Origin of the sequence: Microbacterium sp. RU1D (assembly GCF_900156435.1) — a bacterium.
Classification (GTDB): Bacteria; Actinomycetota; Actinomycetes; order Actinomycetales; family Microbacteriaceae; genus Microbacterium.
This window is the reverse complement of sequence record NZ_FTPQ01000002.1, coordinates 477,576-496,184: the sequence shown is the minus strand read 5'-3', so window position 1 is coordinate 496,184 and position 18,609 is coordinate 477,576. Positions and strand designations below refer to the sequence as shown.

Genomic DNA, 18,609 nt, shown 5'->3' with positions numbered 1-18,609 from the left:
CGGAAGGATTCACCATGGCAGAACGTCAGGCCACCATCGCCAGCGCCTCGGGCCTCCACGCCCGCCCCGCGAAGCTTTTCGTGCAGGCCGTGCAGGAGAAGAACGTCCCCGTCACCATCGCTGCCCAGGGCGGTCCCGACCTCAACGCCGGCAGCATCCTGTCGCTCATGGGTCTGGGCGCCGGTCACGGCACCGTCGTGACGCTCAAGGCCGAGGGCGAGGGCGCCGAGCAGGCGCTCGACGAGCTCGTCGCCCTGCTCGAGACCGATCTCGACGCGCAGTAAGCACTCCGCACCAGAACACCGGATGTCACGGGCCTGAGGGCTCGTGGCATCCGGTGTTCTGGTGGGTCCGACGTGCCGCCGCCGTGCACACCTCCTGCGGAATCGGTGTCGAGCGGCCCGGCAGGTGCCGGAAGCGCGGTTCTGCAGGAGTCGTGCTCGTCGGGTGGCCTCAGACCTCGACCGAGTCGCCCGGCTTGAGGTCGACGAACGATCCGCCGTTCTGCTCGATCGCCCACGTGAGGCGCGCGTCGCCCATCTGCTTGCCGGCCACCGAAAGCGTCATGTCGTGCGTCGCGAACACGCGCTCGGGCTTGACCGCGAGGACGTAGTCGATCGCGTCACCGATCTTGAGCCAGGGCGCTCCGACCGGGGCGGCCAGAAGGGCCACCTTCTTGTGCTTCGGCACGGCGTAGGAGTCGCCGGGGTAGTACAGGGAGTCGTTGACGAGGACGCCGACGTTGTCGACCACGGGGATGGACTCGTGGATCACTTCGTGACGCCCGCCGAAGAACTCGAGGTGGAACGGTCCCAGATCGAGGCGGTCGCCGGGGTTCACCACCGTGATCTCGAAGCCCGCGGCGGCGTCGCGCACGCCCTCGGGGCCGTAGATCGGCACGCCCGGGTGCGCCTTCTGCAGGCGGGTGAGGTGCTCGGGGGTCCAGTGATCGGGGTGCTCGTGCGTGATGACCACGCCGACGAGGCCCACCAGGTCTTCGAGGGGAGAGGTGAAGGTGCCGGGGTCGATGACGAGCGTGTGCCCGGATTCGACGACGACGAGGGCGGCGTGTTCGTGCTTCGTGAGGCGCATACTCCGATCCAACTCCCGGATGCCACGGGCGGCAAGCGCTGGCGCGCACGATGAACAGCGTGCAACGCCTCTTCCGTTGGCCGCTGGATCGCGGTACCGTGGCCGGACACGCCCGGGATATCGGTGGCTCGGCCCTGATTTTGCGTGCGCGTCATTCGTGGTGCATACTTGAACACGTTGCGACGCGGCCCCATCGTATAGCGGCCTAGTACGCCGCCCTCTCACGGCGGTAACGCGGGTTCGAATCCCGCTGGGGTCACCAACACGAAGAAGAGCCTCGACCGAATGGTCGGGGCTCTTCTTCGTTGTCGGCGACCTCGGCAGGACGAGGAGCCGCATGCGCGGGTGGGGCCCCACCGCCCGGAGGCGAGGCGTCGTGCGCCGTGGAGCGGCGCGTGCTCAGCCCTCGCGTGCCGCGCGGCGACGGCGGGCCACCCGACGCACGCCCCACACGGCGGTGGCGGCGATTACGGCCACGACGATCCAGGGGAGCAAGAAGCCCAGGCCGATCACGACGCCGTTCAGGGTCGCCACGAGGCCGTTCCACCCGGCCGTGAGGCCGTCGCCGAAGCCCGCCGGGTCGGCGGCGACGGACGCCGTGCGTGCGGTGAGTTGCACGCTCAGCGTCGACATCGCCACCTGCGACGACAGCGACTGCAGGATCTGCCGATCGCTGTCGAGCTGCGCTTGGCGCTCGGCGAGCGCGGACTCGGCGGCGATGAGGTCCGAGACCGACGCGGCCTGCGCCATCAGGTCGGTGAGTCGGGCGACGGAGGCCTCGCCCGCGGCCACCCGCGCGCGCAGGTCGATCGCCTGGTCGGTGACGTCGGACCGCGTCACGCTGGTCGCCGTCACCTCGCCCACCGCACCCAGACTGTCCATCACCCGCTGCAGCGAGGCGGCGGGGACCCGGACGGTGATCCAGCCCGACGAGAGCATCGCGCCTGTCGCGGCTCCCTCGAGGGGCATCACGACGCCGCCATCACCGAGCTGAGACGACTCGACGTAGCCGCCGGCCGAGGTGGCGGCGTCGCCGATCGCCTCGATCGCGGCGGCGATGTCGTCGACGGCGACGGTGCTCGATCCGGTGGCGACGATCTCCCGCGCGGCGGCGGTGGTCGACGAGGCATCGGACCGGGCTCCCGCCCCGCCCTGGTCGGGCGCCACGGGGGCGGGCCCCGCCTCCGCGTCGGCGAAGCCCTGGGCGGATGGGTCGATCGTCCCTCCCTCCGGCGCACTGTCGCCCGCACCCGCGACGGTCGACGAACCGCTGACACCCGAGGTGGCGCCGAGCGAGGGCCCCACGATGGCGGCGACCACGACGACCGCCGCGGCGGCGCCGACACCGGTCCAGACGCCGCGGCGACGTCGACGACGCCGATCACGCTCGTCGGCGATTCGTCCGAAGACGGCCGTCTCGATGGCATCCACCCGCTCTGCGGGAAGGGAGGGAAGGGTCGGCGTGGTCATGGGGTCTCCGTTTCCATCGCGGTGGCGCGCACCCGGGAGCGGATGCGGGAGAGGCGGTTGCGCACCGTGCCGTGCGATACGCCCAACGACGCGGCGGCGGCCTCGTATCCGTAGCCCTCTGCGGCGCACAGGCGGAAGATCTCGCGGTCGAGGTCGCTGAGCCGATCGACGGCCGCGAGGATCGCGGCGACGGTCTGCGCCTGCACGACCTGCGCCTCGATGTCGACCACGGCGGGGATGTCCGCGTCGAGTTCGGCGTGGCTGCCGTGCCGCCGACGCGCCCGGAGCCGGTTCTGCGCCTGCAGGCGGCAGATCGTCGCAAGCCACGGCAGGAGCGACTCTCCCTCCAGCCGCAGCGACGGGATCTTCCGCCAGGCGACGACGAAGGTCTCCTGGGTGACGTCCTCGGCATCGGCGGCCTGACCGACGAGCCTGAAGGCGACCCAGTACACCGGCCGCACGTACGCGCGATACAGGGCGCGGAACGCCGCCTCGGAGCCGCCGGCCGCGCGCGCGACGAGCGCCCTGTCGTCGATCACGTCGTCGGTCATCGGCATCCGCTTTCCCGGTCGGGCGAGGCTCTTCGAGCACTCTCTCACTGACAGGTGTCCGTGGGTGGCGGATCGTCTCGGACGACTACGCACGCAATGAGATCTACGTGCACAACCCGCGGGCCGACGGAGCGCGCTGGATAGACTCGAGCGTTTCCCCCGGACGAAAGGCCCCGCGATGGAGCTGCAGCTCGACCCGCTCTTCCAGACGATCACGCTGGTGGTGCTGGTCGTCATCCTCATCGCCGACCTGCTCATCATCCTCAAGCGTCCGCACATCCCGGCGCCGAAGGAGTCGACGTTGTGGGTGGTCTTCTACGTCACGCTGGCACTGATCTTCGCGGGGGTGCTGTGGATCGTCGCGGGGGGAGAGGTCGCGGGACAGTTCGTGGCCGGCTGGCTCACGGAGTACAGCCTCTCGATCGACAACCTCTTCGTGTTCGTGCTGATTATGGGCCAGTTCTCGGTGCCGCGTCGCTATCAGCAGGAGGTGCTGATGGTGGGCATCATCATCGCGCTCGTCCTGCGCGGGGCGTTCATCCTCGTCGGCGCGACGATCATCGAGAACTTCAGCCCGATCTTCTACCTCTTCGGCCTCTTCCTGATCTACACCGCGATCCGGCAGGCGTTCCCGGGCGACGACGATGACGACGCGCAGAAGGAGAACCTCATCGTGCGGACGCTGCGCCGCGTCCTGCCGATGAGCGACTCCTACGACGGCAAGAAGGTCATCACGCGCGTGAACGGCAAGAAGCTGTTCACGCCGATGATCATCGTGTTCGTGGCCATCGGCGTGACGGACCTGCTCTTCGCGATCGACTCGATCCCCGCGATCTTCGGCATCACGCAGAGCCCGTTCATCGTCTTCACCGCGAACCTGTTCGCCCTCATGGGCCTGCGGCAGCTGTACTTCCTGCTCGGCGACCTGCTCGACCGCCTCAAATACCTGCACTACGGCATCGCGTTCATCCTCGCCTTCATCGGCGTGAAGCTCATCCTTCACGCGATGCACGTCAACGAACTGTCGTTCCTCAACGGCGGCGAGCCGATCGAGTGGGCACCCGAGATCTCGACGTGGGTCTCGCTCGCGGTGATCATCGTGTCGATGGCCGTCGCGACGGTCGCGAGTCTGATCGCGGCGCGCCGAGAGCCGGCTGCCGAAGGGCGTCAGGATGCCGCGGCCGACGTCGCCGACGAGAAGGGCACCCCCTCGACGGTGGAGCACCCCGAGCGCGACTGACCGCGGGCGCGACCAACCCGCGCGACTGACCCGCGCGCGACACATCGGCGTCGTGCGGGCCGGGGTCGCCTGCCGCCCCGTTGCCCCTCGTCCCGCCTTCAACGGTGTGTGTCCGCCTCATGGCTGGTTGACGCGGCTTCATCCGGCCATAAGTGGGACGAGGGTTCTGAGCCGGGTGTCCACCCGCCGCACGAGGGACAAGGGGTATCGGCCGGGCGGGCGGCATCCGGGATCTAGAACGCGCGCAGGTTCGCCTGCAGGCCGCCCTCGACGTACTCCTCGCGGAGGATGCCGCGGCGCCGGAGGATCGGCACGAGGTCGTCGAGCAGCCGGTGCACCGTGACCGGGTGGAGGTCGCCCCACAGGAGGACGCCGTCGTTGCCCCAGTCGCCGAGCTCCTCGATGCGGTCGGCGAACTCGTCGGCGGTACCGACGAAGCCCGTGCCGTCGTTCAAACGGCCGAGGCGCGCGTGCGCCGCGAGGATCGATCGCAAGGGAGCGTCGTCGTCGTGCTTCCCGACGAGGCGCTTGATGCTTCCCTCCGACACGTGCTCCCCGAAGATCGAACGGTCGAGAGGGCGGTCGAGATCGAGACCGGTCAGATCGGTCTCGAGGTCGCTCGACTGCTTGCGCGCGATCGCAATGAGGGCGTCGTCGGAGGGATCCGCGGATGCCGCCACCAGCCGATCGGCCTCCTCCGGCGAAGCCACGAGCACGGGTTGGATCGCGAAGAGGATCTTGATGTCGGCAGCCGTGCGGCCCGCCGCCTCGGCCGCGGCGTGGATGCGCCCCCGGTAGGCGCGGATGCTCGCTTCGTCGAGCGGCGCGAGCGCGAGCTGCACGTCGGAGTTGTGCCCGGCGAACGACAGTCCGCGGCCCGACCCGCCGGGGGAGACGATGGCGGGCTCGCCGTCGCTGAAGGGGATGGCGTTCAGCGGACCATCGAAGCCGTAGTACTCGCCCCGGTGGCGCGTGGCATCCAGCTTCGTCCCGTCGGCGTAGACGCCCGACTCCTCGTCGACGACGAGAGCGCCCTCGCCCCAGCTGCGCCAGAGCTGGCGGATGCCGTCGAGCCACTCCTCCGCCCGGTCGTAGGCCGCGTCGTGGCCCAGCTGCGCGTCGGTGGAGAAGTGACGCGCGCTGCCGGTGTCGGTGACGACGTTCAGGCCGAGGCGGTGGCCGCTGAGGTGCTGGAGCGTCGCGAACTGCCGGGCCGCGGTGTACGGCAGGTACGCCGCGGGATTGACCGTCGGGACGACGCCGAGGTGCTGCGTGGCCGCGAACAGGTAGGGCGCGAGCAGCAGGGGGTCGTGCTTGGGGCCCCCGAACGCGTGACGCACGCGGAGGTCGATCGTCTCGGCGCTGCCGAGCGAGGGCGCGTCCTCGACGATGAGCAGGTCGAACCCCGCCTGCTCGAGGGTGCGCGCGGATTCCTGGTACAAGCCGGGCTCGGTCCAGCGGTGGTTCCACCGCAGGTACGGGTGCCCCCACCCGTGGGGGCCGAAGCCGCGCGCGAGAAACCAGCCGAAGTGCTGCAGACGGCTCACAAGACCACCGTCTTCCGTTCGATCGACGGGACCCCGACCAGCGCCTGCTCGAGGTCGGCGATGATGTCGTCGACGTCTTCGATGCCGATCGACAGGCGCACCGTACCCGGGAAGACGCCCGCGCGCTCGCGCTCGGCGACCGTGCGCGCGGAGTGCGAGGTGCTCTGCGGGTGCAGGACGAGCGATCGCACATCTCCCAGGTGCGTCATGTGCGTGATGAGGCGCACGGACTGCACGAGGTGGCGTGCGGCCTCGAGTCCCCCGCGCAGGGTCAGGGTGAACACCGAACCGTGCCCGGCCCGCAGGTACCGCTCGCCCAGAGCGTGGTGGGGGTGCGACTCGAGCCCGACGTAGTCGACGCGCTCCACCTCGGGGCGCTCCTCGAGCCACCGCGCCACGACGAGGGCGTTGGTCGATTGGCGCTCCACGCGCAGGCTCAACGTCTCGATGCCCTGACCGATGAGGAAGGCGTTGAGAGGCGACGGGGAGGGGCCGAAGCGCGGCGCCACGCTCTCGCGGATGTACTGGCCGCGCGCACGGGCGCCGTGCTTCTCGGCATAGCTCGCGCCTCCCAGGCGGTCGGTCTGCACGAGGTGGGGGAAGAGGTGGCCGGATGCCACGGCGTCGAAGCGTCCGTCGTCGACGATGACGCCACCGAGCACCGCACCCTGCCCGGCCAGGAATTTGCTCGCCGAGTGCACCACGACCGCCGCGCCGTGCTCGATCGGGCGCAGGAGGTAGGGCGTGGTGAAGGTGCTGTCGACCACGAGGGGGATGCCGGTCTCCGCCCCCACCGCGGCGACGGCGGCGACGTCGAGCACGTCGTTGCGGGCGTTCGAGAGCGTCTCGGCGAAGAGCGCCTTCGTCCGCGGCGTGATGGCCGCGCGAAGGGCATCCAGGTCGGAGACGTCGACGAAAGTCGTCTCGATGCCCAATCGGGCGAGGTTGTCGAGGAGGAGCCCGCGCGTGCCCTCGTAGATGTGCTCCGACACGACGACGTGGTCGCCGGCACCGGCGAGGGCGAGCAGGGCGACGGTCACGGCCGCCTGGCCGCTGGAGACGAGGACCGCCTGATCGCCGCCCTCGAGCGAGGCCAGCCGCTGCTCCACGGCCTGCACGGTGGGGTTGCCCGTGCGGCTGTACCCGAATCCGGCGCCCGTGCCGAAGTGCTCGGCCGATTCGTCGAGGTCGCTGAAGGTGAATCCGGCGGTCAGGTAGATGGGCGTCGCGCGCGGCGTCGCGGGGGCGGTGGCAGCGCCCGCGTGTACCTGGCGGGTCGAGAATCCGGTGTCGGCACCTGCGGTCATGGGGCGCGCTCCTTCCTTCGGGATCGGGCCAGATTCGCACGCCCGTGCGGCGACCGTCGAAATGTGCGGCGCCGTGTTACGCGGAGGGCGGCCCCGTGGCCGGTGGTATCGTGACCGGGTGCGGATCGCTCGCCTCCTCCTTAGCGGCCGCGACGAGACCTTGTCCTAGGCCTCTCTCGTCGCGGAGTTCGTCGCGGGCCTCACACCCCTTCCGAGGAGAAACGCCACCATGAGCAGCACATCGATCGACGGCAGCCACGTTCCGGATCGCCCCCGCACTCTGGCCGAGAAGGTCTGGGACGACCACCTCGTGGTCAAGGGCGAGGACGGCCAGCCCGACCTCATCTACATCGACCTGCACCTCGTGCACGAGGTCACCAGTCCGCAGGCGTTCGACGGCCTGCGCGCCGAGGGGCGCCCGGTGCGGCGTCTGGACCTGACGATCGCCACGGAAGACCACAACACCCCGACGCTCGACATCGACAAGCCGATCGCCGACCTCACCAGCCGCACGCAGATCGACACCCTGCGGCGCAACGCCGACGAGTTCGGCGTGCGCATCCACTCGCTGGGCGACAAGGAACAGGGCATCGTCCACGTGGTGGGTCCGCAGCTGGGCCTCACCATGCCGGGAATCACCGTCGTGTGCGGCGACTCGCACACCTCCACGCACGGCGCTTTCGGGGCGATGGCGTTCGGCATCGGCACGAGCGAGGTCGAGCACGTGCTCGCGACGCAGACCCTGCCGCTGAAGCCCTTCAAGACGATGGCGATCACCGTCGAGGGCGACCTCAAGCCCGGCGTCACCGCGAAGGACATCATCCTCGCGATCATCGCCAAGATCGGCGCGAACGGCGGCCAGGGCTACGTGCTCGAGTTCCGCGGCAGCGCGGTCCGCTCCCTCTCGATGGAGGGGCGCATGACCATGTGCAACATGTCGATCGAGGCGGGCGCGCGTGCCGGCATGATCGCCCCCGACGAGACGACCTTCGCCTACGTCAAGGACAAGCCGCACGCCCCGCAGGGCGCGGACTGGGACGACGCGGTCGCCTACTGGCGCACCCTCCCCAGCGACGAGGGCGCCGTCTACGACGCCGAGGTGTTCCTCGACGCGAACGAGCTCGAGCCCTTCGTCACCTGGGGCACCAACCCCGGTCAGGGCGTGTCGCTGTCGGACGTCGTGCCGACGCCGGCCGACATCGCCGACCCGAACGAGCGCGCCGCCGCCGAGCGGGCCCTCGAGTACATGGCCCTCGAGGCGGGTACCCCGATGAAGGACATCCCGGTGGATGCCGTGTTCATGGGCTCGTGCACCAACAGCCGCATCGAAGACCTGCGCGCCTTCGCCTCCGTCATCGAGGGCCGCACGAAGGCCGAGAACGTCCGCGTGATGGTCGTGCCGGGGTCCGCACGGGTGCGGCTCGAGGCCGAGGCCGAGGGTCTCGACAAGGTCTTCACCGCGTTCGGCGCCGAGTGGCGCTTCGCGGGATGCTCGATGTGCCTGGGCATGAACCCCGACCAGCTCGCGCCGGGGGAGCGCTGCGCGTCGACGTCGAACCGCAACTTCGAGGGTCGTCAGGGCAAGGGCGGGCGTACGCACCTGGTCTCGCCCCTCGTGGCCGCCGCCACCGCCGTGCGCGGGACGCTCTCCAGCCCCGCGGACCTCGACCCGCTTCTCGCGGAGACCGTTTCGACCGGGGCGGAGGCCTGACATGGAGAAGTTCACCACGCACACCGGTATCGCCGCCCCGCTGAAGCGCTCGGCGGTCGACACCGACCAGATCATCCCCGCCGTCTTCCTGAAGCGTGTGACGAAGACCGGCTTCGACGACGCCCTGTTCTCCAACTGGCGTCAGGACCCCGACTTCGTGCTCAACCAGGACGCGTACCGGTCGGCATCCGTCCTCGTGGCCGGCCCCGACTTCGGCACCGGCTCCAGCCGCGAACACGCCGTGTGGGCGCTGCGCGACTACGGTTTCCGCGTCGTGCTCAGCCCGAAGTTCGCCGACATCTTCCGGGGCAATTCCGGCAAGCAGGGCCTGGTCACGGGCGTGATCACGGAAGAGGATCTGGAGCGCGTCTGGGCGGCGATCGAGGCGCACCCGGGCGTCGAGATGACGGTCGATCTGCAGGCGAAGACCGCCACGGTGGGCGAGCTCCAGGTCTCGTTCGAGATCGACGATTACACTAGGTGGCGGCTTCTCGAAGGGCTCGACGACATCGGGCTCACGCTGCGTGACGAAGACAAGATCACGCAGTTCGAGGCGCGCCGCGAGGCATGGCGGCCGCGGACCCTTCCGGTCCGCTGACCCCGATCGACCCGATCGGGTCGATTCGCCGCCCCTCGTCCACGAAGTGAGGTCCACCCCCCTATGAGCACACTCGTCACCGATTCCGGAGACCGCACCCCCGGACAGCCGGACTGGGAGTCGGCCGAGACCCTGACCATCCGCGGCGGACGCCCGCTGAAGGGCACCGTCGAGGTCAAGGGCGCGAAGAACCTCGTGACCAAGGCGATGGTGGCGGCCCTGCTGGGCGAGACCACGAGCACCCTGCGCGACGTACCGATGATCAGCGACGTCAAGGTCGTGCGTTCCCTCCTCGAGGTGCACGGCGTCACCGTGACCGAGGGCGACGAAGAGGGCACGCTGCACCTCGACCCGTCGGGCGCCGTCGCCGCGCACTTCGAGGAGATCGACGCGCACGCGGGGGCGTCGCGCATCCCGATCCTCTTCTGCGGCCCCCTGCTGCACCTCCTCGGCGAGGCGCTCATCCCCGACCTCGGTGGATGCCGCATCGGTGACCGGCCGATCAACTTCCACATGGACGCGCTGCGCGCGTTCGGAGCCGTCGTCGACAAGAGCTACGAAGGCATCCGCATCACGGCGCCCAACGGTCTGCACGGCGCGAACATCACGCTTCCGTACCCCAGCGTCGGCGCCACCGAGCAGGTGCTGCTCACCGCCGTGCGCGCGAAGGGCGTCACGGAGCTGCGCAACGCCGCAATCGAGCCCGAGATCATGGACCTCATCGCCGTGCTGCAGAAGATGGGCGCGATCATCTCGTACGAGCCCAACCGGGTCATCTTCATCGAGGGTGTCGACAAGCTCGTCGGCTACGACCACCGCGCCATCTTCGACCGCAACGAGGCCGCCTCCTGGGCGTGCGCCGCCCTCGCGACCGACGGCGAGATCTTCGCCAAGGGCGCGCGCCAGCAGGACATGCTGACGTTCCTCAACGTGTTCCGCAAGGCCGGCGGCTGGTTCGACGTCCGCGAGGACGGCATCCTGTTCCGTCGGGGCGAGACGCTCAAGCCGGTCATGGTCGAGACCGACGTCCACCCCGGCTTCATGACCGACTGGCAGCAGCCGCTCATCGTCGCGCTCACGCAGGCTCCCGGCACCTCGACCGTGCACGAGACCGTCTACGAGAATCGGCTCGGATTCACTGCCGCGCTCAACAAGATGGGCGCCGACATCGTCGTGCACCCCAAGGGTCTCGACAGCCCCGACCGCCGCGTCCCGCGTCGCGATCTCGAGCAGGCCGCCGTGATCAACGGGCCGACGCCCCTGCACGCGGCCGACGTCGAGGTGCCCGACCTGCGCGGCGGGTACAGCTACGTCATCGCCGCCCTCGCGGCCGAGGGCGAGTCGACGGTGCGGAACATCGGCATCATCCGGCGCGGATACGAGAAGTTCCTCGAGAAGCTGACGGCTCTGCACGCCGACTTCGACGTCGTGGGCTGACGCGATGGCGTCCTCGTCCTCGCCCGAGAAGAGCCGCCCGAGCGCCTTCTGGCCGCTCGCCGCGATCGTCGTCCCCCTCACCGGGCTGTTCGCCCGCATCGAGATCCGTGGTGCGAAGAACCTCCCACGGGAGGGGGCGTACGTCCTCGCTCCCAACCACAACTCGGAGTTCGACCCCCTCATCGTCGCCGTCTCGGTGTGGCGGGTCGGTCGTGCTCCGCGCTTCATGGCGAAGGAGAGCCTGTTCCGGGTCCCCGTGCTCGGGGCGGCGTTGAAGGCGACAGGCATGGTCCCGGTGCCGCGCACCTCGACGAGCGCCAACCAGTCGATGAAGGCCGCCGAGCAGATCGCCCGCGACGGCCGCGGGGTCATCGTGTACGCCGAGGGCACGCTCACGCGCGACCCCGAGCTGTGGCCCATGCGCGGCAAGACGGGTGCGGTGCGTCTCGCCCTCGCGGGCGATCTCCCGCTCATCCCGATGGCGCAGTGGGGCGTGCAGGAGATCCTCCCGCGCTACGGCAAGCTGCGCTTCCCGCGCCGCTCGCGCGTGGTCGTCGAGTTCGGTCCGGCGATGGACCTATCGGCCTACGCCGACGCGCCGACCCACCCGGCGACGCTGACGCGCGCGACCGACGCGATGATGAACCGCATCACGGAGATGCTCTCCGGCATCCGCGGCATCCCCGCGCCCGCGGAGCGGTGGAACCCCACGCAGCACGGACAGAACGAAACGGGCCGCCTTGACTCGTAAGAACCCGCAGCCGGCCGCGGGCCCCAAGGTCGCCGTCGTCGGCGCCGGCAGCTGGGGCACCACGTTCGGCAAGATCCTCGCCGACGGCGGAGCTTCGGTCGTGATGTGGGCGCGGCGCCCGGAGCTCGCGGCCGAGATCACCGAGTCCAAGCGCAACAGCCGGTACCTGTCGGGCATCAACCTGCCCCGCACCATGACGGCGACCACCGATCTGGCCGAGGCGCTGACGGGCGCGGAGCAGATCTACCTGTCGGTGCCGAGTCAGTCGCTGCGCGAGAACCTCGCCGCGATCCGGCCGCTCGTGGAGCGCACCGACGTGCCGCTCGTGTCACTCATGAAGGGCGTCGAGAAATCGTCGGGCCTGCGCATGAGCCAGGTCATCGAACAGGTGCTGGAGTGCGACCCGGCGCGCATCGCGGTGGCATCCGGACCCAACCTCGCGCTCGAGATCGCGCGCGAGCAGCCGACCGCCGCGGTCATCAGCTCGCTGAGCCCCGAGACGGCCGAGGCCGTCGCGCGGCGTGCGCGCAACCGCTACTTCCGCTCCTTCGTGAACACCGACGTGATCGGCACGGAGTTCGGCGGCGTGCTGAAGAACCTCATCGCGGTGGCGATCGGCATCGTCGACGGCGTCGGCTACGGCGAGAACACGAAGGCGTCGATCATCACGCGCGGGCTCGTCGAGATGACCGACTTCGCCGTCGCGCAGGGCGCGCAGCCCGAAACGCTCCAGGGCCTGGCGGGCCTCGGCGACCTGATCGCGACGTGCCAGTCGCCGCTCAGCCGCAACAACACGGCGGGGCGTCTGCTCGGCCAGGGGTACGGCTACAAAGAGGTCGTCACCCAGATGCAGCAGACCGCGGAGGGTCTGGCATCCGTGGCCCCGGTTCTCCAGCTCGCGAAGCAGGTCGGCGTCGACATGCCCATCGTGCAACAGGTGAAGATGGTGCTCGACGGGACCATGGATCCCCGCGACATCGCCCCGCACCTGACCACAGACGACGATCAGCCGCAGGGCGAGAGGACGCAGAATGACCAGACCGGTGGTGGTGGTGCTCTTCGGCGGGCGCTCCAGCGAGCATTCGATCAGTTCCGCCACGGCGGGCGGGGTGCTGCGGGCGATCGACCGTGACCGCTTCCGGGTGATCCCGGTCGGCATCACCCGCGACGGCGCCTTCGTGCTCGAGGACGACGACCCTGACAAGTTCGCGCTGATCCCCGACGCGCTGCCTGAGGTGCGCGACAACGGCACGCGCGTGCGCCTGCCCGACTCGACACTGTCGCGCGAATGGACGGTGACGGATGCCGAGGGCACCCGCTCCCTGGGCGAGGTCGACGTCGTGTTCCCGATCCTGCACGGACGCTTCGGAGAAGACGGCACCGTGCAGGGACTGCTGGAGCTGCTCGGCATCCCGTACGCCGGCGGCGGCGTGCTCATGTCGGCGATCGGCATGAACAAGAACGTCACCAAGCAGGTGCTGCGCTCGGCGAACGTGCCGGTGGTGCCGTGGGTCGCGGTCACGCGGGCGGACCTCGCGCGCGATCGCGGACTGTGGGAGCGGCGCATGCGCGCTCTCGATCTGCCGGTGTTCGTCAAGCCCAACGAAGCGGGTTCGAGCGTGGGTGTGACCAAGGTGTCGCGCTGGGAGGACCTGGATGCCGCGCTCGACGTCGCGTTCGCCGAGGACCGGCTCGTGCTGGTCGAGCAGGCGATTGTCGGGCGCGAGCTCGAGTGCGGCGTTCTGCCCGGCCGTGACGGGGGCCCGGTGCGCGTCAGCGTCGCAGGGGAGATCGTCGTCACGGGTCGCGAGTTCTATGACTTCGAGGCGAAGTACCTCGACGCCCCGGGCGTCGACCTCGTGTGCCCGGCGGAACTGGCCGACGGCGAGTTGGCCGAGATGCAGCGGATTGCCGCGCGGGCGTTCGAGGCGATCGGCGGACAGGGTCTCGCGCGCGTGGACTTCTTCTACACGGGCACCGAGTTCTACGTGAACGAGGTCAACACGATGCCGGGGTTCACCCCGATCTCGATGTTCCCCACGTGCTGGATCACGTCGGGCCTGTCGTACCCGGATCTCATCAGCGACCTGCTCGACGCCGCACTCGAGAAGGCCTGAGGTCGCGGCCGCGCCGCCCGTCGCGGGTGTCCCGCCGCGAGCATGGGCAGTCCGCCGCGCCGAGGGCGTGCGCGACGGCGGGTCGTTGACGCGACACGCCGAGGGATGGATGCCGGGTGACGGCGTGTCCGGCGGATCCCCTGCCGTCGTGGGCACGGCATCCGTCCGCCGGCCGGGGCGGGGGACCGGTCGAACGAGTGCGCGGGGCGACTACGACGCGGGAGTCGGGCTGGGGGTTGCCGTCGCGTCGGAGGCCGCGGTGCACACCGACCCCGTGGGCTGCAGGTAGGTGCGGATGAGCGGTCCGAGCGCCTGGGCGACGTCGCCGCTGCTCGCCGCCTCGTAGTCGAGGTACACCTGGAGCGCGGGCGTGCGACCGAACGTGGTGAGCGTGTAGCGGTTCTCGGCGGCCTGCGACTCGTCGACGAGCCAGTCCACGCCGTCGAACGAGCGGCAGGGGAGCGTCGAGGGGCCGGGCGCCTCGAGGCCGCACGTCATGAGGATCGCCGCCGGGTCGCCCCACGCCCCGGTGGCCTGGGCGTCCGTCCACCGGCGCTCCTGCCCAGAGATCGACTGCGGCAGGCGCGAGACGATGTCGGCGCAGGCCGGGTCGTTCGCGTCCTTCGCCGGCTCCATCGCCACCGTCGTGCTGCACGCCGCGAGCCCCGGCAGCAGGGCGAGGACGGTCAGCAGCGCGAGTGTACGGGGAGAGCGGGGCACCCCTCCAGGCTAATAGCGTGGGAGCGTGACCGACGCCGAGACCACCCGCGAGAGCACGGTGGGGGAGCTGTCCGAGGGGCAGATCCTCCGCGGCATCCTCGACCGCCTCCCGCCCTCGACCGCGCCCGTGGGTCCGGGCGATGACGCCGCCGTGCTCGCGGTGCCCGACGGACGCGTGGTGGCCACGACCGACACGCTCGTGCACGGGCCGGATTTCCGCCTCGCGTGGTCGTCCCCGTTCGACCTCGGTTTCAAGGCCGCGGCGGTCAACCTCGCCGACGTGGCGGCGATGGGCGCGCGTCCCGTGGCCCTGCTCGTGGCGCTGGCGATGCCCGATGCGACGCCCGTGTCATTCGTGCGCGGATTCGCCGACGGTCTCGCGGCCGCGTGCGCCGAGCTCGCCCCGGGGTGCGCGGTCGAAGGCGGCGATCTCACCGTCTCCGACACCCTCACCATCGCCGTGACCGCGCTCGGCAGCCTCGACGGCCGCGACCCCGTACGCCGTTCGGGTGCCCGCGTGGGCGACGGTGTCTACGTCATCGGCGAGCTGGGCGAGGCGGCGCGGGGCCTGGAGGTGCTCTTCCGGCGCTTCACCGACGCCGACGGCGCCCCCGTCCCGCTGACTCCGGAGGTCCGTGAGGCGCTCGATCCCACCGACGCGCGGGCTGTGTTGCGCCAGCTCGCTCCGCGCCCGCCGCTCGCGGAGGCGCTGGCGGCCGCGGCATCCGGGGCGACGGCCATGATGGACATCTCCGACGGCCTCGTACTCGACGCCACGCGCCTCGCCGACGCGTCGGATGTCACGATCGAGATCGACAGCGCCACCCTCGGCGACGAGCCCGCGCGCGCGCTCGACGGGGGAGAGGACCACGGCTTCCTCGTGACCTTCCCCCCGGATGCCGAGCCCCGCGGCCGGCGCATCGGCACGGTGGTCGCGCGTGACGGCGAGGCGGTGCGCGTCGACGGTCGCGCGTGGGACGGGCTCGGCGGCTGGGACCCGTACCGGGACTGGGACGCGGGACGCGGCTGAGGGCGCGTTACGCCGGACGGGCGCCCCTGCCTGGACGACTGCGCAGGGCGGGCACACCGCTTCGGGGGCGTGGCGCCCGCGTCGGGGCGCGCGGCGCCCGCGTCGGGACGCGCGGCGCCAGGCGATGTGCCATGCGGCGGGGCGGGCTCAGGCGGTGGGGCGTCCCCACCACATCGTCGTGTCGCCGTAGGCGCGGTCCCGGTCGGCCTCGAGCCCGGCGGCGGCCCAATCGGGTGCGGGGGAGCGCTTGGCCCGTTCCACGATCACCGTCGCGTCGGCGCTGAGACGGGGGGCGAGCGCGACGAGGACGCCCGTGATCTCGGCCTCGGTGACGTCGTAGGGCGGATCGATGAAGACGAGGTCCCAGACCTGCGCGGATGCCGAGAGGTAGGTCGTGACGTTGGCGCGGTGCACGCGCGCGGGGGCGGTCACGCCCGCCGTGCGCAGCCGCTCGCCGTTCTTGCGGATCAGGGCTGCGGCGGGGGCGGAAAGCTCGACGAGGTCGGCGGATGCCGCGCCGCGACTCAGGCTCTCGAGGCCGAGCGCGCCGGACCCGGCGTAGAGGTCGGCCACGCGTGCGTCGTCGAGCGCGCCCGCCGATTCGAGGGCGCCGAAGAGCGACTCGCGCACTCGGTCGCTGGTGGGGCGCGTGCCCTTCGGGGGGACGTCCAGGACGGTGCCGCCGGCGCGGCCCGAGATGATGCGCGTCACCGTCCCACCCTACGGCGAGAGCCGCGCGCGGCGGACCCCGCCGCCGTGCGGGTGGTGCTCCGGGTGCTGCAGGCGCGAGCGCGTGGGTGTCGGAGGGGCTGCCTAGACTCGGAGCATGCCCGGATTCTCGCTCGCCTCCCGCCTCGACGGGGCCGTCGGCGGCAAGACGGCGACGGCGTTCGACAAGGCGTTCGGGGTCAGGACGGTGGGCGAGCTCCTCGAGCACTACCCCCGCCGTTACGCGCGTCGGGGAGAGCTCACGCCGATCGCCACCCTGCCGCTGGGCGAGCCCGTGACGATCGTCGCCGAGGTGGTCAGCGCGAACGAGAGGCGCATGCAGAACCGCCGCGGATCGCTGCTGGAGGTCACCATCAGCGACGGTGACGGGCGCATGTCGCTCACGTTCTTCAACCAGCCGTGGCGGCTGAAAGACCTGACTCCCGGTCGGCGGGGGATCTTCTCCGGCAAGGTCGGCGAGTACCGGCGGCAGACGCAGCTGACCAACCCCGACTACGAGCTTTTCGACGACATCGCCGAGGCGCGGGCCGAGGCCGAGGTCACGGCCAAGCGGCCCATCCCCATCTACCCGGCGACCAGCGCCGTGCCGAGCACGCTCGTGCAGAAGACGATCGCGCTCGTGCTCGACGGACTGGGCGAGATCGACGACCCTCTGCCCGATGACCTGCGCTCCCGTCGCGGTCTGCTCGACGCGCGCGCCGCGCTCGAGCGCATCCATCGCCCCGAGAGCGACGACGACATCCCGCCGGCGGTCGAGACGCTGCGCATGCAGGAGGCCTTCGTCCTGCAGACGGCGTTGCTGCAGCAGCGCCAGTTCGTGCGTGCGCTGTCCGCCGCCAAGCGGCCGGCGACCCCGGGAGGGCTGCTCGAGCGTTTCGACGCCATCCTCCCGTTCGAGCTCACCCCCGACCAGCAGAGCGTGGGTGCTCAGCTGGCGGCCGACCTCGTCGGCGACTGGCCGATGAACAGGCTCGTTCAGGGCGAGGTCGGTTCCGGCAAGACTCTTGTCGCCCTGCGCGCCATGCTTCAGGTCGCCGAGTCGGGCGGCCAATCCGCGCTCATCGCGCCCACCGAGGTGCTCGCGGGTCAGCACCTGCGCTCGATCGCGCGCATGCTCGGTCCGCAGCTCGCTCCGGAGCTCATGCCGACCCTTCTCACCGGGCAGATGCCGGCGGCCGAGCGGCGCAAGGCCGCGCTGCGGGTGGCATCCGGTCAGGCGCGCATCGTCGTCGGCACGCACGCGCTGCTCAGTGCCACGACCACTTTCGCCGACCTCGGCTTCGTGGTGGTCGACGAGCAGCACCGGTTCGGCGTCGACCAGCGGGAAGCGCTGCGCTCGAAGGGCGACTCGCCGCACACGCTCGTGCTGACCGCCACCCCCATCCCGCGCACCGTGGCGATGACGGTGTTCGGCGACCTCGACGTCTCGACCATCCGCACCATGCCGGCCGGGCGCGCCGGCATCCAGTCGTTCGTGGCTCCGCTGGCCGAGAAGCCGGGCTGGTTCGCCCGGGTGTGGGATCGCGTGGCCGAAGAGGTCGCGCTCGGGCGGCAGGCGTTCGTGGTGTGCCCCGCGATCGACGCCGAGCAGGTCTCCGCCGACGGCAAGAGCGACGAGCCCGCCGACGCCCCGGCCGCCGCCGCGGGTGAGGGCAACCGCACTCGTTGGGGCGTGGTGCAGGTCGACGCGCTGCTCGCGCAGCTCCCGGGGTTCGCCGACATCCGCGTGCAGATCCTGCACGGCAAGATGGCCTCCGACGAGAAGGATGCAGTGATGCAGGCCTTCTCGCGCGGCGACATCGACGTGCTGGTCGCCACCACCGTGATCGAGGTCGGCGTCGACGTGCCGAACGCCTCGACGATGGTCATCCTCGAGGCCGATCGTTTCGGCGTCTCGCAGCTGCACCAGTTGCGCGGTCGCGTGGGTCGCGGCGGTCTGCCGGGTCTGTGCCTCCTCGTGACGGAGGCGGCTCCCGGCACCTCGGCGCGGTTGCGGGTCGAGGCCGTCGCCGCCACCCTCGACGGGTTCGCCCTCGCCGAGGTCGATCTCGAGCTGCGCGGCGAGGGCGATGTGCTCGGCGGGGCGCAGTCCGGGGTGCGGTCATCGCTGCGGCTGCTGCGTGTCGTCACCGACGCCGCGCTCATCACCGAGGCCCGCGCCGAGGGCGAGCGCGTGCTCGCCGACGACCCGGCCCTGACACGGCATCCGGGACTTGCCGCCGCCCTCGAACGGCGCGTCGGCGTCGAGGAGCGCGCCGCGCTGGCGAAGTCCTGAGTGGTCGGCGCGGCGAGGGAGACTGCTCGCTAGG

The 18,609-nt window shown here is 70.9% G+C and carries 17 protein-coding genes and 1 tRNA gene; 11 read left to right on the top strand and 7 right to left on the bottom strand.

Annotated features, from left to right (window positions below; translation table 11 throughout):
- Positions 1-14 precede the first annotated feature (14 nt).
- A complete protein-coding gene (locus B0B15_RS11130) occupies positions 15-284 on the top strand; it encodes an HPr family phosphocarrier protein (protein ID WP_076676061.1) in 270 nt (89 codons plus the stop codon).
- A 169-nt stretch (positions 285-453) separates the two neighbouring features.
- Here the strand turns inward: B0B15_RS11130 and B0B15_RS11125 are convergent, their stop codons facing one another.
- Positions 454-1,092: an MBL fold metallo-hydrolase gene (locus B0B15_RS11125; protein WP_076676059.1), complete on the bottom strand. Its 639-nt coding sequence runs from the start codon at positions 1,090-1,092 to the stop codon at positions 454-456.
- Positions 1,093-1,278: 186 nt separating this feature from the next.
- Here B0B15_RS11125 and B0B15_RS11120 point away from each other — a divergent pair.
- Positions 1,279-1,354: transfer RNA gene (locus B0B15_RS11120), tRNA-Glu, on the top strand.
- A 137-nt stretch (positions 1,355-1,491) separates the two neighbouring features.
- Here the strand turns inward: B0B15_RS11120 and B0B15_RS11115 are convergent.
- Both B0B15_RS11115 and B0B15_RS11110 read right to left on the bottom strand, forming a co-directional pair.
- Entirely contained in the window at positions 1,492-2,562 is a 1,071-nt protein-coding gene (locus B0B15_RS11115) for a DUF4349 domain-containing protein (protein WP_076676057.1), read from the bottom strand.
- Complete coding sequence (locus B0B15_RS11110; protein ID WP_076676478.1) at positions 2,559-3,113, bottom strand: RNA polymerase sigma factor; 555 nt, start codon at positions 3,111-3,113, stop codon at positions 2,559-2,561. The genes B0B15_RS11115 and B0B15_RS11110 overlap by 4 nt, the downstream gene beginning before the upstream one ends.
- A 178-nt stretch (positions 3,114-3,291) precedes the next feature.
- Here B0B15_RS11110 and B0B15_RS11105 point away from each other — a divergent pair, with 178 nt between their 5' ends.
- Positions 3,292-4,353 (top strand): TerC family protein, encoded by a 1,062-nt coding sequence (locus B0B15_RS11105; protein ID WP_076676055.1) that lies wholly within the window; start codon positions 3,292-3,294, stop codon positions 4,351-4,353.
- A gap of 233 nt (positions 4,354-4,586) precedes the next feature.
- Here the strand turns inward: B0B15_RS11105 and B0B15_RS11100 are convergent, their stop codons facing one another.
- Both B0B15_RS11100 and B0B15_RS11095 read right to left on the bottom strand, forming a co-directional pair.
- Complete coding sequence (locus B0B15_RS11100) at positions 4,587-5,900, bottom strand: LLM class flavin-dependent oxidoreductase (protein ID WP_076676053.1); 1,314 nt, start codon at positions 5,898-5,900, stop codon at positions 4,587-4,589.
- The gene (locus tag B0B15_RS11095) at positions 5,897-7,207 is read right to left on the bottom strand and encodes an O-acetylhomoserine aminocarboxypropyltransferase/cysteine synthase family protein (protein ID WP_076676051.1); all 1,311 of its coding nucleotides are present in this window, start codon (positions 7,205-7,207) and stop codon (positions 5,897-5,899) included. The genes B0B15_RS11100 and B0B15_RS11095 overlap by 4 nt, the downstream gene beginning before the upstream one ends.
- A 229-nt stretch (positions 7,208-7,436) precedes the next feature.
- Here B0B15_RS11095 and leuC point away from each other — a divergent pair, with 229 nt between their 5' ends.
- The 6 genes from leuC to B0B15_RS11065 all read left to right on the top strand — a co-directional run bounded on the left by leuC (position 7,437) and on the right by B0B15_RS11065 (position 13,821).
- Positions 7,437-8,918, top strand: a complete 1,482-nt coding sequence (leuC, locus tag B0B15_RS11090) for a 3-isopropylmalate dehydratase large subunit (RefSeq protein ID WP_076676049.1) — start codon at positions 7,437-7,439, stop codon at positions 8,916-8,918.
- A gap of 1 nt (position 8,919) precedes the next feature.
- The gene (gene leuD / locus B0B15_RS11085; RefSeq protein WP_076676047.1) at positions 8,920-9,516 is read left to right on the top strand and encodes a 3-isopropylmalate dehydratase small subunit; all 597 of its coding nucleotides are present in this window, start codon (positions 8,920-8,922) and stop codon (positions 9,514-9,516) included.
- 63 nt (positions 9,517-9,579) lie between these two features.
- Positions 9,580-10,953, top strand: a complete 1,374-nt coding sequence (gene murA, locus B0B15_RS11080; RefSeq protein WP_076676045.1) for a UDP-N-acetylglucosamine 1-carboxyvinyltransferase — start codon at positions 9,580-9,582, stop codon at positions 10,951-10,953.
- Positions 10,954-10,957: 4 nt separating this feature from the next.
- Entirely contained in the window at positions 10,958-11,704 is a 747-nt protein-coding gene (locus B0B15_RS11075; protein WP_076676043.1) for a lysophospholipid acyltransferase family protein, read from the top strand.
- Positions 11,694-12,836 carry an NAD(P)H-dependent glycerol-3-phosphate dehydrogenase gene (locus B0B15_RS11070; protein ID WP_076676041.1) on the top strand — a complete coding sequence of 381 codons (1,143 nt, stop codon included), beginning with the start codon at positions 11,694-11,696 and terminating at the stop codon, positions 12,834-12,836. The genes B0B15_RS11075 and B0B15_RS11070 overlap by 11 nt, the downstream gene beginning before the upstream one ends.
- On the top strand, positions 12,736-13,821 hold the full coding sequence (locus B0B15_RS11065; protein ID WP_076676039.1) for a D-alanine--D-alanine ligase family protein: 1,086 nt from the start codon (positions 12,736-12,738) through the stop codon (positions 13,819-13,821). The genes B0B15_RS11070 and B0B15_RS11065 overlap by 101 nt, the downstream gene beginning before the upstream one ends.
- Positions 13,822-14,031: 210 nt before the next feature.
- On the opposite strand, the gene B0B15_RS11060 is transcribed toward B0B15_RS11065, so the two are convergent.
- Complete coding sequence (locus tag B0B15_RS11060) at positions 14,032-14,541, bottom strand: DUF3515 family protein (RefSeq protein ID WP_076676037.1); 510 nt, start codon at positions 14,539-14,541, stop codon at positions 14,032-14,034.
- Positions 14,542-14,566: 25 nt separating this feature from the next.
- Here B0B15_RS11060 and thiL point away from each other — a divergent pair, with 25 nt between their 5' ends.
- The gene (thiL, locus tag B0B15_RS11055; RefSeq protein WP_076676035.1) at positions 14,567-15,571 is read left to right on the top strand and encodes a thiamine-phosphate kinase; all 1,005 of its coding nucleotides are present in this window, start codon (positions 14,567-14,569) and stop codon (positions 15,569-15,571) included.
- Between the two features lie 147 nt (positions 15,572-15,718).
- On the opposite strand, the gene B0B15_RS11050 is transcribed toward thiL, so the two are convergent.
- The gene (locus B0B15_RS11050; protein WP_076676033.1) at positions 15,719-16,282 is read right to left on the bottom strand and encodes an RsmD family RNA methyltransferase; all 564 of its coding nucleotides are present in this window, start codon (positions 16,280-16,282) and stop codon (positions 15,719-15,721) included.
- Between the two features lie 115 nt (positions 16,283-16,397).
- On the opposite strand from B0B15_RS11050, the gene B0B15_RS11045 reads away from it, so the two are divergent.
- Entirely contained in the window at positions 16,398-18,575 is a 2,178-nt protein-coding gene (locus B0B15_RS11045) for an ATP-dependent DNA helicase RecG (RefSeq protein ID WP_076676031.1), read from the top strand.
- The last annotated feature ends 34 nt before the right edge of the window (positions 18,576-18,609 follow it).